Here is a 14,867-nt window from a genome sequence, read left to right as displayed (position 1 = left end):
AATCTCCGGCATGACCGCTCTCCTGTGTGGAGCCTCGCAGGCCCTCCCTGGCAAACAGATGCCGTCGGGCGGCGGTAACATCATAAATGCCCTGGTGCGGCCACCAATCCCGGCTTCTCGAAGATGACACTCGCCTGCCCCGGCGTCACACATCGCCAGCTAAGATGGCACGTCAGAGAGGAAACCTTCACGCAGGCGCCTGCCCGTTTGGTCGAAGCCCGGCACTCTGCCCCATTCGCCAGCGTCTTCGGCGCGCACATGATATCATCTTCTGACGGGCAACATATCCATCGCGGCGATGGCCACAGCGAGCGAGGCCGTCCGGCACCACAAGGCAGAGTGGTCTCGCCCAGGCATTACGCCAGATGGGCCGGATCGAGCGGACCCTGCTCACGCTGGACTGGATCAACGATGAGGAGCTGAGGAAAACGACAACGGCAGAGCTGAACAAAGGGGAAAGCCGCGACAATCTTGTGCGGGCGGTCAATCTGCACCGCCATCCTCCGCTGGAACACGATCTATACCGGCCGCGTCGTTGAGGCCTTGCACGGCGCCGGGCAGCATGTGCCCGATCACCAGCTGTCGAGCCTGTCGCCGCTCTCCTCGGAGCAGGTGAATCTCACCGGGGATTGCATCCGGGAGGACAAGTCGGCGCTCGACGATTCCGGCTTCCGACCCCTGCCGTTCTTAATCTGATCCGCCCGCGGTATATCTGTGCCCCTTTAATGTTCAGGGGCCTGAGAGTGCCAGCCGGATGCGCCCTCAGGCCCGGAACGGATTTTCCAGCCGTGCTCCGGTGGGGCGAAAGTCATCCTCGTTGCCGGTGACCACCACCGCGTCATGGGCCAGCGCCGTCGCCGCGATCATCAGATCGGCGCCGCTGTTGCCGATATCCTGCGACAGCCGCCCCCAGATCCGCGCATCGTCGGCACCGAAGGGCAGGATGCGGTCGGAAAACAGCCGCACCGTGCGGTCGACCCAGGCCCGCAGATCGGCGGCGAAGACCGGATTGATCCGCTCCTGCGCGCGGATGCCGCGTTCGATCTCGCCCAGCGTGATCACCGACAGGAACAGCTCCGCCTCGTTCCGTGCCCGCAGCCAGGCCGCCACCTGCGGCGCGCGGTCCGGACGGCGCACGGCCGAGATCACGTTGGTGTCGAGGATATACATCAGAAGCTGACGTTGCGCGGCTTCGCGCCCAGGCGGGGGAAATCGCCGCCGGGAAAGGCCAGCATGTGATCGGTGAAACTCTCGCGTTCCGAGGCGGCGCGGGCCAGCAACCGGCGGTATTCCTCAACTGACATCACCACGACCGCGGGCTTGCCGCGCCGGCTTACCTCCTGCGGGCGCCCGGCCAAAGCCGCCGCGACCACGGCCGAGAACCGATTCTTCGCATCTTGCAGGGTCCACATTCTCGCGCCCTCAACTGGCCAGATAACTGGACAGAATATGGGTCCCCTGCCCTTTCCGGTCAAGCCTGCCGCTTTTTGGCTTGTGCCAGACCCCCGGCAGGCCACCAGATGTTGAAGAAAACGCTTGCCCGAATCCGGGGGCCAGGGCAGTTATATACGCTAAAGAGAGAATAAGACGGTCCAAAGCGTAACAAGCAAGGGGCCCGGGGCAGACAGATGACCAAGGACAGAATCGACCGCCTGGTGGGGGATCATGCCGCACGCTTGTCCGAGCGGTTGCAGGCGCATCGCGAACAGCTCTTTCCCCCCAATGCGCGCCGCGTGCTGCGCAAGTTCACCAGCGGCGAGGTGGCCGATCTTCTGGGCGTGAAAGATGCCTATCTGCGCAAGCTCAGTCTCGAAGGCCGCGGCCCGCAACCCGAAACCCGCACCGGCGGGCGGCGCTTCTACACGCCCGAGGATATCCTCGCCCTGCGCCGGATGCTGGAGAAAGGCGCCAAGACCCCTGGCACCTATCTGCCGGGGCGGCGCGCGGGCGATCATCTCCAGGTCATCACCGTGATCAATTTCAAGGGCGGCTCCGGCAAGACCACCACCGCCGCGCATCTGGCGCAGAAACTGGCGCTCGACGGCTACCGGGTGCTGGGCATCGACCTTGATCCGCAGGCCTCGTTCAGCGCGCTGCACGGTTTCCAGCCCGAGTTCGACCTGCCCGATGGCGGCACGCTTTACGACGCGATCCGCTACGACAATCCGGTGCCGCTGCGCGAGGTGATCCAGCAGACCTATTTCACCAACCTGGATATCATCCCCGGCAATCTCGATCTGATGGAGTTCGAGCACGACACGCCGCGCGTTCTGGCCGCGCGGACGGGTGAGATGTTCTTCACGCGGGTCAGCGAAAGGCTGGCCGAGGTGGAAGCCGGTTACGACGTGGTGGTGATCGACTGCCCGCCGCAGCTCGGCTTCCTGACCATGAGCGCGCTTTCCGCCGCTACGGCCGTCCTGGTGACGGTTCACCCGCAGATGCTGGACGTGATGTCGATGTGCCAGTTCCTCTTGATGACCTCGAATCTGCTCGGCGTGGTGGCCGATGCCGGCGGCGATATGTCCTACGACTGGATGCGCTACCTGGTGACGCGCTACGAGCCCGGCGACGGGCCGCAGAACCAGATGGTCAGCTTCATGCGCTCGATGTTCGGCGAGCATGTGCTGAACCATACCGCGCTGAAATCCACCGCGATCTCGGATGCCGGGATCACCAAACAGACGCTCTATGAGGTCGACCGCGGGGCCTTCACCCGCCAGACCTATGAGCGCGCGCTGGAAAGCCTGAACGCGGTGAACGGCGAGATCGAGGGCCTGATCCAGCAGGCCTGGGGACGGGAGGCGAGACGCTGATGGCACGCAAGGACCTGTTGAAAGGGCTGCTTTCCGCCGGTGCAGAGCCTGATCCGGCCCGCCCCCCTGCCCCGCCGCCCAGAATGACCAAGGGCGCGATCGGCGCCGTGGGCCAGTCGATCGCCGATCTGAAAAGCCGCTCGGTGATCGAGATCGCCACCGATCTGATCGACAACGGCGGGCTTGAGGACCGGCTGGACGAAGATGCCGAGGGCCTGGCGGAACTGGCCGAGTCGATGCGCGTCTATGGCCAGCAGGTGCCGGTGCTTCTGCGCCACGCCCCCGGGGCCGAGGGGCGCTATGAGGTGGTCTATGGCCGCCGCCGGGTGGCGGCGCTGAAGCTTGCCGGCCTGCCGGTCAAGGCGATGCTGCGCGATCTGACCGACCGCGATCTGATGATCGCCCAGGGCCAGGAAAACGCGCTGCGCAAGGATCTGTCCTTCATCGAAAAGGCGAATTTCGCCCGCCAGATGCGCGACAACGGCTTTGAGCGCGCGGTGATCTGCGATGCGCTGGCCGTCGACAAGACGGTGATCAGCCGGATGCTGACCGTGGCCGATGCGATCCCCCTGCCCTTGCTGCATGCCATCGGCGCCGCGCCCTCGGTCGGCCGCGACCGGTGGCTGGAACTGGTCGAACGTCTGCCCGACCGCGACCCCGAGGCGGTGCTGGCGGCGGTCGAGGGCGACAGTTCGGATGCAAGGTTCGAGACGCTTTTCCGCAAACTCGCGCCGCGCCGGCCCCGCCCGGCGGCGCCCGAGCCGCTGGTGGGGGCGCAGGCCACACGGCTTGGCGAGGTCAGCCGCAAGGGCGACCGGCTGGTGCTGACGCTGGCGGGGAAACCGGCAGAGGGCTTCGGCGACTGGCTGGTGGCGCAGATGGCAGAGCTGCACGCGCGCTGGCTGGAGCGGAAGGATTAAGAAACGGCAACCAGGACAGGAGGCACAGGCAAGGCAAAACAAAAGCCCCCCGGAACGATGAACATTCCGAAGGGCCGTTGGTCGATCTGGTAACTCGAATCTAGCGGCTTTCGTTGACTACTGTCAACTCGTCGATTCGGCGGGATGTCGTTTTGTATCCCCGTGAAACAGGATGCAGCATATTTCCACGACGCCCTTCGGGCGGCGGCCGGTAACGGCCGGGCTTCTGGCAGCGCAAGCGCTGGCCGGAGAGGCCTGCGATTGTCCGCCCGCCGATAAATGGCAGATCCTGCGCGATCTCGGCGCCGCGCGCGCGGCTTTCGCGGTCAGCGACCGGGATCTTGCCGTGCTCTCTGCGCTGATCTCGTTCCACCGTGAGGACCAGATCGGCGGCGACAGCACCATCGTCTTCCCCTCGAACGCGGCGCTGTCGGCGCGCGCGCATGGCATGGCGGAAAGCACTCTGCGCCGGCATATCGCGGCCCTGGTCGCCGCCGGGCTGATCCTGCGCCACGACAGCCCCAACGGCAAACGCTACGCGGTGCGCGGTTTCGGCGGGGTGGACCGGGCCTTCGGCTTCGATCTTTCCCCCCTCGCCCGCCGCGCCGAAGAGATCGCGGCGGCGGCGCAGGCTGCGCTGATGGCGGCGGAACGGCTGCGGCGCCAGCGCGAGAGCATCGTCCTGCGGCTGCGCGATTGCGAGAAGCTGGTGGCCTACGGCATCGAGACCCAGCCCGGCCCCTGGGATGCGCTCTCGGATGCCGTTGTGCTGACCAAACGGGCGCTGCGGCGGCGGCTGGATCCGGCGGCTCTGGAGCATCTCGACGGGTTGGTCTCTGAGATGCTGGAACGTGTGCAGAAGGCTCTGACACCGCAGAAAACAGAGAATATGAACGGCAATGTCGCCGAAACTGAGCGGCACAAACAATATTCAACCATAAACACTCCTGATCCTGAACTTCGCCGAAAACCGGCAAAGGCGGAAGTCGTGGAGACAATCCCGGATGTCACCGCTGCCGATCCGAAGCTGCCGCTGCATCTGGTGCTGCGCGCCTGCCCCGAGATCCGTTCTTATGCGCCGCACGGCATTCAGGACTGGCGCGATCTGATTGCCGCGGCGGCGTTCGTGCGCGGCATGATGGGGATCAGCCCCGACGCCTGGGAGGAGGCCCAGCACCACATGACCCCTGCCGTCGCAGCCATCACAGTTACCTGCATCCTGCAAAGTTTCGAGCGGATCGCGAAACCCGGCGGCTATCTGCGGGCTTTGTCGCGCAAGGCGTCCGAGGGGGCCTTCTCGCCCGGGCCGATGGTCATGGCCCTCTTGCGGGCCGAGAACACCCATGCGGCCTGAGTTGACAGCCGTCAACCGGCTTGCCAGCGCCGGACAGGAAAGGTAGCCAATCCCTATGGCAGAGCGGAAAAATCCCGAGGAACCCACCGGCTGGCGCGGCTCGCCCGAAAGCTGGCTGGAGGCCGGTTACGAGGCGCTGATCGAGGGCGGGATCGACGCGGTGCGCATCCTGCCGCTGGCCAACCGGCTGAAACTGGCGCGCACCAGCTTTTACTGGCATTTCCGCAGCCGCGAGGATCTGCTCGCCGCCCTGCTCTCCCGCTGGGACCAGCGCACCACCGCGCCGCTGATCCTGGCCACCGGCGCTTATGCCGAGACCGAGGCCGAGGCGCTGCTGAACGTGATCGGTTGCTTCCTCTCGCGCGATCAGTTCGACGACCGGCTGGAATTCGCTGTGCGAAGCTGGGCCTTGCAGGATGCGGGCGTCATGGCCCGGGTGCAGGAGGCCGACCGGACCCGGCTGGCGGCCCTGGCGGCCCTGCTGGAGAAATGGGGCCACGCCACGCAGGATGCCGAGGTGCGGGCGCGGACGATCTACCTCGTGCAGATCGGCTATATCTCGATGCAGGCGCAGGAGAGTCTGGCGGAACGGATGGCGCGGATTCCGCATTACGTCGAGATCTACAGCGGGCGAGCCCGGCCCGGCCCGCGTGAGATGGCGCGGTTCCATGCCCGCCACGGATACGAGCCGGAGGGACAGTCATGAAGATCGGAATCATCGGCGCCACCGGCTGGCTTGGATCGGCGCTTGGCCGGGGGCTTCTGGACAAAGGCACCGCGCCCGGGGATCTGGTGCTGCTCAACCGCAGCGGCCCGCGTGCGGACTACCACGGGCGGCGCGTGACCTGGGCCGCGGATGCCGCCGCGCTGGCGGCGCAGGCCGATGTGATCGTGGTCTCGGTGCGGCCCGGGGACTGGCCGGCGCTGGCTCTGCACAGCCCGGGGCGGCTGGTGATTTCCTTCATGGCCGGGGTGGATTGCTCCGGGCTGGCCGCCTGCGGCGGGCGGATCGTGCGGGCGATGCCCAATGCGGCGGCGGAGATTGCTGCGTCCTATTCGCCCTGGTTCGCCGCGCCCGGGGTGACGGATCACGACCGCCAGACCGTGACGCGGATCCTGTCCGCGATCGGCACCTCGGATGAGCTGACGCAGGAGGGGCAGCTTGACCTGATGACCGCGCTTCCGGGCTCTGGCGCGGCCTATCCGGCGCTGATGGCCGAGGCGATGCTGGCGGTCGCCCGCGCCCATGGCCTGCCCGAGCCGGTCGCTCTGCGCGCGGTCGAGGCCGCGGTCTGCGGCGGCGCGAGGATGCTGGAGGGGCAGGTGGGCCGGGCGGGGGAACTGCTTGCGGCCTATCACGATTATCGTGGCACAACGGATGCCGGGCTGAACGCGGCCGAGGCGGCGGGGTTCCGTGACGCGATCCGGCTGGCGCTGGAGGCCGCGACCGATAAGGCGCGGGCGATGGCCCGGCCGCCCCTGGCGTAACGGCGCGGGGCGGCGCCTCCGCAGGCAGGGGATCAGCGCCTGCCTGCGGGGATGTGTCCTGTCAGAGGTCTTTCACCAGCCTGAGCGCGTCGTAGATCGCGGCATGGGTGTTGCGCGCGGCCACTGCATCGCCGATGCGGAACAGCCGGAACGCCCCTTCGGGATTGCGGCTCACCTTCTGCAAGCCGCCGGTCGCCAGCGCCTCGTAATCCACCTCGCCGAGGTTCGAGGACTGCGGTTTCAGCTCGAAATACAGATCGTCCAGCGGGCGGGTGCCGTGGTTGACCACCACCTGATCGACCAGCCGCTCGCGCCGCACGTCGCCGTAATCGCTGCCGAGAACCGCGCGCAGGCGGTTGCCCTCACGCGTGACCGACAACAGCCGCCAGGTCACGGTGAAGGTGGTGTCGCGCTTTTGCAGGTTGCGCATATAGGGCACCAGGTTCATCGCCATCACCTCGGGCGAGAAGCTGCGGTCCGGCGTGACGATCTCGACCGCGGCGCCGGTGGCCGAGATCAGATCGGCGGCCTGGAGCGCGGCATGATCGCCCGCATCGTCGAAGATCAGCACGCTTGCGCCGGGCTTCACATCGCCCGAGAGGATATCCCAGGCCGAGCAGACCAGATCGTTGCCGGCTGTCAACACCTCGGTATGCGGCAACCCGCCGGTGGCGACGATCACCTCGTCGGGGCGGGTCTCCCGCACGGTTTCCGCATCGGCGAAAGTGTTGAAGCGGAAGGTGACGCCGAGGCGTTCGCATTGCGCCATCCGCCAGGCGATGACCGAGATCATCTCGCGGCGGCGCTCGTCCTGGGCGGTCAGGCGGATCTGGCCGCCGGGCTGGTCGGCGGCCTCAAGCACGGTGACCTCATGGCCGCGTTCGGCGCCGACGCGGGCGGCCTCCATCCCTGCGGGACCGGCGCCGATGATGGTGATCCGGCGGCGGGCGGGGGCCTTGGGGATGTCATGCGGCATGGTCTCTTCGCGGCCCGAGGCGGCGTTGTGCAGGCAGAAGGCCATGCCGCCCTGGTAGATCCGGTCGAGACAGTAATTGGCGCCGACGCAGGGGCGGATGTCGTCCTCGCGCCCCTCGATGATTTTGCGCACCAGATGCGGGTCGGCCAGATGGGCGCGGGTCATGCCCACCATGTCGAGCTTACCGCTTGCGATGGCGTGGCGGGCGGTCGGCACGTCGGGGATGCGCGCGGCGTGGAAGGTGGGAAAGCCGGTGGCGGCGCGGATCTCACCGGCGAAATCCAGATGCGGCGCGCTCGGCATGCCCTGGATCGGGATCAGATCGGTCAGGCCGGGATCGGTGTCGATATGGCCCTTCACCACGTTGAGGAAATCGACCAGCCCCGAATCGCGCAGCTTCTTCGAGACTTCGATTCCCTCGTCGCGGCCCATGCCGCCGGGCATGTCCTGGTCGCCGGTGTAGCGCAGGCCGGTGATGAAATCGGGCCCGCAGCGTTCCCGGATCGCGCGCAGCACGTCGAAGGTGAAGCGCAGGCGGTTGTCGAGACTGCCGCCGTAAGGCGCGTCGAGGTCGTTGGTCAGCGGCGACCAGAATTGTTCCAGCAGGTGGCCATAGGCTTCCAGCTCGATCCCGTCGACGCCCGCGGTCTTCATCCGCTCGGCCGCATCGGCGAAGTCCTGGATGATGCGGGTCAGATCCCAGTCTTCCATCCGCTTGGGAAAGGCGCGGTGCGCGGCCTCGCGCTCGTGGCTGGGGGCGACGACGGGCAGCCAGTCGCCCTTGTCCCAGCGGGTGCGGCGGCCCAGATGGGTGAGCTGGATCATCACCGCCGCGCCGTGGTCGTGGCACTCATCCACCATCTGCTTCATCCAGCCGACCACCTCGTCCTTCCAGGCGAGGATGTTGTTGAACACCGGCGGGCTGTCGCGCGCGACCGAGGCCGAGCCCGCCGTCATCGTCAGCGCGACGCCCGCTTTCGCCCGCTCCACGTGATAGGCGCGGTAACGGCCCTTGGGCATCCCGTCCTCGGGATAGGCCGGTTCGTGGCTGGTGATGAGGATGCGGTTGCGCAGGGTCAGGTGCTTCAGCTGATAGGGCTGGAGAAGCGGATCGTTGGACATGAGGCTGCCTCTGGGAACAGGGTGACGCGCGCAGTTTTCGCAAAATGTGCACTCATGTCAAGTTATGGATCATCAGTGTTTCGCACCCGGCCGGGGAAACGAAAACGGGGCCTCGTGATGAGGCCCCGTGATCGGTGACAAGGGTGGAAAGGGCGTCAGAACACGCTGACGGCGTAAGACATGGCCAGCGCGGCGATGACGAGCGAGGCGGCCGAACAAAAGGCGTAGAACCTGACAATATTCATCGTGATCCTCCGTCTGCATTGAGGACCCAACCGGCGGGGCGGGGGATGGTTCCCGCCCGGCGCGAAAGCGTGCAGATTTTCCCGCCGGACGGGCGCGGTGGCTCAGGTTCCGGCCACCTGCCGCGCGCGGATCCGGCAGATCACGTCGAGCAGCGCGCCGGGATCGACCGGCTTCGTCAGCACCGGCGTATCGGCGAAGGCGCGCGGCAGATGTTCCTTGCCGTAGCCCGAGACGAAGCAGAACGGGATCTTGCGCCGCGCCAGGGTCTCGGCCACGCGGTCGACCGGCTGGCCCGCCAGATTGCCGTCGAGCAGCGCCACGTCGATCTGGCCGGCATCGGCGGCGGCGATGGCCTCGTCCACGGTCTGCGCCAGCCGGACCAGCGCGGCGCCGGCGTCCTCCAGTTCGCAGGTGACATCCATGGCGACCAGCGGCTCGTCCTCGACCAGCAGCACCCGGCAGCCGGTGATCACCCCGGCGGGGCCTGCGCCTTTGCCGGGCAGGGCGGCCGGGCCGCTGCCGGCGGGGGCGGCGCAGCTAAAGCCGTTGCGGATGCGTATGGTCCAGACCGCGCCTTCGGGGCGCCAGTCGACGCTGGCGTCGTGATCGCCGGTGCCCGCCTCGATCAGGGTCGAGCCGAAGCCGGGCGCGGCGGGGAGCGTGACCGGCGGGCCGCCGATCTCATGCCAGACAAGGGTGAGTTCGCCGTTCTCCACCGCGCTGTGAAGGCGGATCCGGCCCTCGGGGACCGAGAGCGCGCCGTATTTGGCCGCATTGGTGACGAGTTCGTGCAGCACCAGCGCCATGCGCAGGGTGTTCTCGGGCGAAAGGCCGATCTGCGGCCCCGAGCGGTGCAGGCTGTCGGGGTCGAGCGTCCCGGCGCGGATCAGATCGTCCAGCAGCTCGTCCAGCGAGGCCGAGGACCAGGTGACATCCGACAGGATCGAATGCGCCCGCGCCAGCGCCTGGAGCCGCCCCGAGAACCGCGCGCCGAAATCGTCCAGATCGCCGGAATGGCGCAGGGTCTGGCGCGCGATGGCCTGGACATTGGCGAGGGTGTTCTTGATGCGGTGGTTCAGCTCTCCCACCAGCAGCGAGCGCACCTCTTCGGCGCGGTGCCGCTCGGTCACGTCGAGGAGTTGCAGCGACAGCGAGGCCCGCCCGCTGCCGGGATCGGTCAGGACCGAGCCGTAAAGCTCGGCATGGATCTGGCCCGCGGGGGTTTCGGCGACCACTTCGGCGGTATGGCGGGCCAGGCTGTCGGCCCCGGCGATCCAGTTCGTCAGCATCGCCAGCGTCTTGTCGGTGAACAGCCCGGCATGCGCAAGCGGCTGGCCGATCATCGCGGCGGGCGGGATGCCGAGGATGCGCTCGGCCCCCATCGACCAGCCGTGCACGGTCAGATCGTCGTCGCATTCCACCAGCGCCAGCGGTGAATTGTCGGCATGCGCGCGCAGCGAGGCCAGCGCCAGATCGCGGGTGCGGGCGGCCTCGCGCAACTCATCGCGCTGGCGTTCCAAATCCTTGGCCTGGCGGCCCAGACGGAAGAACACATCGGCCTTGGATTGCAGGATCACGGGGTCGATCGGCTTGAAGATGTAATCGACGCCGCCCGCCTCATAGCCGCGGAAGCGCCGCGCCTCGCTGAGTTCGGCGGCGGTGACGAAGATGATCGGGATGCCGCGGGTGCGCTCGGTGCCGCGCATCAGTTCGGCCAGTTCGTAGCCGTTCATCCCGGGCATCTGCACGTCGACGAAGGCAAGCTGGAAATCCTGCGACAGCATCAGTTCCAGCGCCTCGGCCCCCGAGCGGGCCTTGTGGATCTCAAGCCCGTCGCGGACGAGCAGGGCTTCGAGCGCGATCAGGTTCTCGGCGACATCATCGACCAGAAGGAAACGGATCGGCCTGTCAGGCATCAATAGACCTCCGGGGTGCGGCGCCAGATGCGCTGGCTTTCGTTGAACGGAGAGAAGGCCGCGGTGCGGCTGGAAAAGCGCAACGTCTCATGCGCGCCGAGGCCGAGGAAGCCGCCGCGCGCCAGAGCATCGGCGAACAGGCCGAAAACGCGGTCCTGGAGTGCCGCGTCGAAATAGATCAGCACGTTGCGGCATGAGATCAGATGCACCTCGGAGAACACCTGATCGGTGGCGAGATCGTGTTCGGTGAACACCACCCGGCGGCGCAATTCGCGGTGGAAGGCCGCGCCGCCATAGGCCGCGGTGTAATAATCGGACAGCGAGGATCTGCCGCCCGCGCGCTGGTAGTTTTCCGAAAATCCGGGCAGGCGGGCGATGTCGTAGACGCCTGCGCCCGCGCGGGAAAGGGCGCGGCGGTTGATCTCGGTGGCGTAGAACAGGGTGCGCTCCAGCAGCCCCTCTTCGGAAAACAGGATCGCCAGCGAGTAAAGCTCTTCGCCATTGGCGCAGCCCGCCACCCAGACCTTGAGCGAGGGAAAGGTGCGCAGATGCGGGATCACCTGCTCGCGCAGCGCCCGGTAATAGTCGGGATCGCGGAACAGGTCGCTGACCTGGACGGTCATGCAGTCGATCACCTCATGCAGCACGGCGGTGTCGCGCAACAGGCGGCCCTGGAGTTCCGACAGCGTGGCGCAGCCGAGGCGCTCGCGCGCGACCCCGGCCCGGCGGTGCAGCGAGGCGCGCGAATACGAGCGGAAATCGTAATGCCAGCGCCGTTTCAGCGCCTCGAGGAACAGGTCGAGCTCGATCCCCGCCGCGAGGGCGTCAGCGGAAAGGGCAGGGGCGGGCAGCGCGTTCATTTCGGCATCCAGACCCGCGCCAGCGACAGGAGTTTGTCGACATCGAGCGGCTTCGACAGATAGTCGTTGGCCCCGGCCGCCAGGCATTGCGCGTGATCGTCGGCCATCGCCTTGGCGGTCAGCATGATGATGGGCAGCGTTTTCCAGCGCGGATCGCGGCGGATCTCGCGGGTGGCGGTGAGGCCGTCCATCTCGGGCATCATCACATCCATCAGCACGAGGTCCACCTTCGGCGCGGTTCCTTCGGCGACGCGCGCCAGCGCATCCAGCGCCTCGCGGCCGTTGCGGGCGATCTGGACCTCGGCGCCATGCGGCTCGAAAATGCCGGAAAGCGCGTAGATGTTGCGGATATCGTCCTCGACCACCAGGATCCGCCGCCCCTCAAGCTGGGCGTCGCGGTTGAGCGAGGCGGCCAGCATCTCGCGCTGGCGCGGCGGCAGGTCGGAGACCACCTGGTGCAGGAACAGGGTCACTTCGTCGATCAGCCGTTCGGGCGATTTGGCGCCCTTGATGATGATCGAGCGCGAATGGCGGCGCAGGCGCTGTTCCTCGGCCTCGGACAAAGCGCGGGCGGTGTAGACGATCACCGGCGGGAAAGAGGCGGTCTCGTCCTCGCTCAGCTTTTCCAGGAGGTCGAAACCCGAGGCGTCGGGCAGGGTCATGTCCAGCACGATGCAGTCGAAGGTGGTGGCGCGGCAGGCCTCCAGCGCCTCGGCGGCGGTGGCGGCGCCTTGCGTCTCGACCTCGTCGCTGCGCAGCAATTCGCGCAGCCCTTCCAGTTGCGCGGGATCGTCCTCGACGATCAGCACGCGGCGCAGGTGGTGCTCAAGCTGCCGGCCGAGGGCTTCCAGCGCCTGGACCAGCGCCTCGCGTTCCACGGGTTTCAGCAGGTAGCTGACCGCGCCCTGTTCCAGCGCGGCGCGGATATGATCGTTGGCCGAGACGACATGGACCGGGATGTGCCGGGTCTCGGCATCGCGTTTCAGCCGGTCGAGCACGGTCATGCCGGAATGGTCGGGCAGGCCGATGTCAAGGATGATGCCGCGGATCCGGTGATCATGCGCGGCGCGGATCGCATCGTCGGCGGTGCCCACGACGATGGCGCCGAAATCCATCTCATGCGCCAGATCGAACAGAAGGCGGGCGAAGGCGGGGTCGTCCTCGACGATCAGCAGAAGACGTTCGGTGCGGTCGGGCAGGTCGCGGTCGTCGGTAAAGCCGGGAAGCCGGCCAAGCGGCATGTCCTGCGGCATCTGTGGCGGCAGGGCCGCGCTTGCGCCCGGGGCCTGGTCGGGCAGGTGCAGGGTGAAGGTGCTGCCCTGGCCCGGGCGGCTGTCGAGCGTGATCTTCCCGCCCAGAAGCTCTGCCAGATCGCGCGAGATCGACAGCCCCAGCCCGGTGCCGCCGTAGCGACGCGAGATGGTGCCGTCGGCCTGGCGGAACGGCTCGAACACGGCTTTCTGATCGGATTCCGAGATGCCGATGCCGGTGTCCTTCACCGAAATCGCCACGCCGGTGCCGTCGGGTTTCACGCCGAGGGTGACGCCGCCCTTGTCGGTGAATTTCAGCGCATTCGACAGGAAATTGCGCAGGATCTGCCCGACGCGGGCCGGATCGGTGACGATCCGGGCGATGTCGGGCGCCAGGTCCAGGGTGAAATCCAGCCCCTTCTGCCGGGCCTGGGCCTCGAAGCTGGTTTTGAGCTGCCCGGCCAGCGCGGCGGGCGAGACGGATTCGGGATTCACCTCGACCTTGCCGGCCTCGATCTTCGAGAGATCCAGAATGTCGTTGATCAGCGCCAGCAGATCCTTGCCCGAGGCTTCGATGGTTTCCGCCCAGCGAAGCTGTTCCTCGCTCAGGGTCCGGCCGCGGTTCTCGGCCAGGAGCCGCGCCATGATCAGAAGCGCGTTCAGCGGCGTGCGCAGCTCATGCGACATATTGGCGACGAATTCCGATTTGTAGCGGCTTTCGCGGGCCAGAACCTGGGCCTGATCGGACAACTGACGGCGCGAGCGGGCGATGGCGTCGCGCTGCTCTTCCAGCCGGGCGTTCTGCTCCTCCAGCACGGCCTGCTGTTCGCGCAGCCGGGCCTCGCTGATCTGGAGGGCGCTGGTTTGCTCTTCGAGTTCCTCGTTGCTGGCGGCGAGTTCCTCGGTATGGCTGCGCAATTCCTCGGCCTGGCGGCGGGTTTCCTCGATCAGGTCATGCAGTTCGGTGCGATAGGCGGCCGAGCGCAGTTCGGCGCCCAGCATGACGGAGACCTGTTCCAGCAGATCGCGGGCGCGGTCCGAGAGCGGATGGTCGAGGCCGAATTCCAGCACGCCGTTGACCACCGGCCCGACTTTGGCCGGCACGATCACCGAATGCACCGTGCGCCCGCGGAGCAGGCCCGATCGCCAGCCGAGCGCGTGTTCGGGATCCGCGGTCAGGCCGATCACCCGGCCCTCGTTCAGCGCGCGGCGCAGGTGGCCCTGATCGCCGTCGCCGCGGGTGTCGGCATCGAGACCCCAGGCGGCGATGCGCTTCAGATGCGGCCCCTGGGCCACCCAGGCGGCGGCGGCGCGGGCGTCGAGCACATCGGCCAGCGTGGCGAGCGCGCGCTCGCCGATGGTGGCGGCGTCGGGATCGCCCTGCAAGGCCTGGGCAAGGCGCACCTCGGCGCGCTGCTCCCAGTCGAGGGCGGTCAGCCGCAGCCGGTAGCGGATCATCGCCACGCCCAGACCGGCCAGGATCAGCATGACCACGGCGGCGATCGAGCGGTTCAGGATGGCGATCTGCGGGCGCACGCCGTCGGGGCTGAGGAACACGCCGATGGCCATGGCGATGATGGCGGTCGCGGCGACCAGAACCGGCAGCCAGGGCAGCCGCGACATAAAGGCCAGCACCAGCGGCAACAGATAGGCCAGCCAGACATTGGTGCCGAGCGGCACCAGCCCGTCCACGACGAAAGTGGCGGCGATGATCGCGGCGACGGCAAGGAAAAGCGTCACTTCATAAGGGGCAGAGCGTGGTTTTGCCATGATCAGACTTCCCCGCAGCCGGCAAAGGAGCGGGTACGCACAATGTCTTCAGCGCGCGGGTTGCGGGAACCGGACGCGGCCCTGATCGTTATCTGCACGTATCCCCCGGGATGTGATCAAATTCTCACCGAACGCGCGGCGGCGCATTTGGT

The 14,867-nt window shown here is 67.4% G+C and carries 11 protein-coding genes and 1 pseudogene; 6 read left to right on the top strand and 6 right to left on the bottom strand.

The features are described from left to right. Positions 1 to 99: 99 nt before the first annotated feature. Positions 100 to 696, top strand: a pseudogene (locus XINFAN_RS22345) (Tn3 family transposase); the annotation flags it as partial. Between the two features lie 66 nt (positions 697 to 762). Here XINFAN_RS22345 and XINFAN_RS20135 read toward each other — a convergent pair. Then, the gene (locus tag XINFAN_RS20135) at positions 763 to 1,170 is read right to left on the bottom strand and encodes a type II toxin-antitoxin system VapC family toxin (protein ID WP_124088651.1); all 408 of its coding nucleotides are present in this window, start codon (positions 1,168 to 1,170) and stop codon (positions 763 to 765) included. Further along, positions 1,170 to 1,412: a type II toxin-antitoxin system Phd/YefM family antitoxin gene (locus XINFAN_RS20130; RefSeq protein WP_124088650.1), complete on the bottom strand. Its 243-nt coding sequence runs from the start codon at positions 1,410 to 1,412 to the stop codon at positions 1,170 to 1,172. Before XINFAN_RS20130 ends, XINFAN_RS20135 begins: the two co-directional genes overlap by 1 nt. Before the next feature lie 216 nt (positions 1,413 to 1,628). On the opposite strand from XINFAN_RS20130, the gene repA reads away from it, so the two are divergent. The 5 genes from repA to XINFAN_RS20105 all read left to right on the top strand — a co-directional run bounded on the left by repA (position 1,629) and on the right by XINFAN_RS20105 (position 6,575). Next, positions 1,629 to 2,813 (top strand): plasmid partitioning protein RepA, encoded by a 1,185-nt coding sequence (repA, locus tag XINFAN_RS20125; RefSeq protein WP_124088649.1) that lies wholly within the window; start codon positions 1,629 to 1,631, stop codon positions 2,811 to 2,813. Beyond that, positions 2,813 to 3,733, top strand: coding sequence for a plasmid partitioning protein RepB (gene repB / locus XINFAN_RS20120; protein ID WP_124088648.1), 921 nt, complete (start codon positions 2,813 to 2,815; stop codon positions 3,731 to 3,733). The genes repA and repB overlap by 1 nt, the downstream gene beginning before the upstream one ends. 172 nt (positions 3,734 to 3,905) lie before the next feature. After that, positions 3,906 to 5,087: a plasmid replication protein RepC gene (gene repC / locus XINFAN_RS20115; protein WP_124088647.1), complete on the top strand. Its 1,182-nt coding sequence runs from the start codon at positions 3,906 to 3,908 to the stop codon at positions 5,085 to 5,087. A gap of 55 nt (positions 5,088 to 5,142) precedes the next feature. After that, a complete protein-coding gene (locus XINFAN_RS20110) occupies positions 5,143 to 5,793 on the top strand; it encodes a TetR/AcrR family transcriptional regulator (protein WP_124088646.1) in 651 nt (216 codons plus the stop codon). Then, complete coding sequence (locus XINFAN_RS20105) at positions 5,790 to 6,575, top strand: pyrroline-5-carboxylate reductase family protein (RefSeq protein ID WP_124088645.1); 786 nt, start codon at positions 5,790 to 5,792, stop codon at positions 6,573 to 6,575. The genes XINFAN_RS20110 and XINFAN_RS20105 overlap by 4 nt, the downstream gene beginning before the upstream one ends. A 61-nt stretch (positions 6,576 to 6,636) precedes the next feature. On the opposite strand, the gene hpbA is transcribed toward XINFAN_RS20105, so the two are convergent. The 4 genes from hpbA to XINFAN_RS20085 all read right to left on the bottom strand — a co-directional run bounded on the left by hpbA (position 6,637) and on the right by XINFAN_RS20085 (position 14,715). Then, positions 6,637 to 8,673: an N-methyl-L-proline N-demethylase HpbA gene (gene hpbA, locus XINFAN_RS20100; RefSeq protein ID WP_124088644.1), complete on the bottom strand. Its 2,037-nt coding sequence runs from the start codon at positions 8,671 to 8,673 to the stop codon at positions 6,637 to 6,639. A 347-nt stretch (positions 8,674 to 9,020) separates the two neighbouring features. Beyond that, positions 9,021 to 10,835 carry a response regulator gene (locus XINFAN_RS20095; RefSeq protein WP_124088643.1) on the bottom strand — a complete coding sequence of 605 codons (1,815 nt, stop codon included), beginning with the start codon at positions 10,833 to 10,835 and terminating at the stop codon, positions 9,021 to 9,023. After that, positions 10,835 to 11,695 (bottom strand): CheR family methyltransferase, encoded by an 861-nt coding sequence (locus XINFAN_RS20090; protein WP_124088642.1) that lies wholly within the window; start codon positions 11,693 to 11,695, stop codon positions 10,835 to 10,837. The genes XINFAN_RS20095 and XINFAN_RS20090 overlap by 1 nt, the downstream gene beginning before the upstream one ends. After that, complete coding sequence (locus XINFAN_RS20085; RefSeq protein WP_124088641.1) at positions 11,692 to 14,715, bottom strand: response regulator; 3,024 nt, start codon at positions 14,713 to 14,715, stop codon at positions 11,692 to 11,694. Before XINFAN_RS20085 ends, XINFAN_RS20090 begins: the two co-directional genes overlap by 4 nt. Between the last annotated feature and the right edge of the window lie 152 nt (positions 14,716 to 14,867).

This window comes from Pseudogemmobacter humi, assembly GCF_900609055.1.
Taxonomy (GTDB): Bacteria; Pseudomonadota; Alphaproteobacteria; order Rhodobacterales; family Rhodobacteraceae; genus Pseudogemmobacter; species Pseudogemmobacter humi.
Note: the sequence above shows the minus strand (reverse complement) of the source record. Positions and strands in the feature narration are given on the sequence as shown.

Bases quoted from the DNA above. Each gene is read 5' to 3' on its own strand.
- XINFAN_RS20135 (WP_124088651.1), bottom strand. From the start codon at position 1,170: ATGTATATCCTCGACACCAACGTGATCTCGGCCGTGCGCCGTCCGGAC.
- XINFAN_RS20130 (WP_124088650.1), bottom strand. From the start codon at position 1,412: ATGTGGACCCTGCAAGATGCGAAGAATCGGTTCTCGGCCGTGGTCGCG.
- repA (WP_124088649.1), top strand. From the start codon at position 1,629: ATGACCAAGGACAGAATCGACCGCCTGGTGGGGGATCATGCCGCACGC.
- repB (WP_124088648.1), top strand. From the start codon at position 2,813: ATGGCACGCAAGGACCTGTTGAAAGGGCTGCTTTCCGCCGGTGCAGAG.
- repC (WP_124088647.1), top strand. From the start codon at position 3,906: ATGCAGCATATTTCCACGACGCCCTTCGGGCGGCGGCCGGTAACGGCC.
- XINFAN_RS20110 (WP_124088646.1), top strand. From the start codon at position 5,143: ATGGCAGAGCGGAAAAATCCCGAGGAACCCACCGGCTGGCGCGGCTCG.
- XINFAN_RS20105 (WP_124088645.1), top strand. From the start codon at position 5,790: ATGAAGATCGGAATCATCGGCGCCACCGGCTGGCTTGGATCGGCGCTT.
- hpbA (WP_124088644.1), bottom strand. From the start codon at position 8,673: ATGTCCAACGATCCGCTTCTCCAGCCCTATCAGCTGAAGCACCTGACC.
- XINFAN_RS20095 (WP_124088643.1), bottom strand. From the start codon at position 10,835: ATGCCTGACAGGCCGATCCGTTTCCTTCTGGTCGATGATGTCGCCGAG.
- XINFAN_RS20090 (WP_124088642.1), bottom strand. From the start codon at position 11,695: ATGAACGCGCTGCCCGCCCCTGCCCTTTCCGCTGACGCCCTCGCGGCG.
- XINFAN_RS20085 (WP_124088641.1), bottom strand. From the start codon at position 14,715: ATGGCAAAACCACGCTCTGCCCCTTATGAAGTGACGCTTTTCCTTGCC.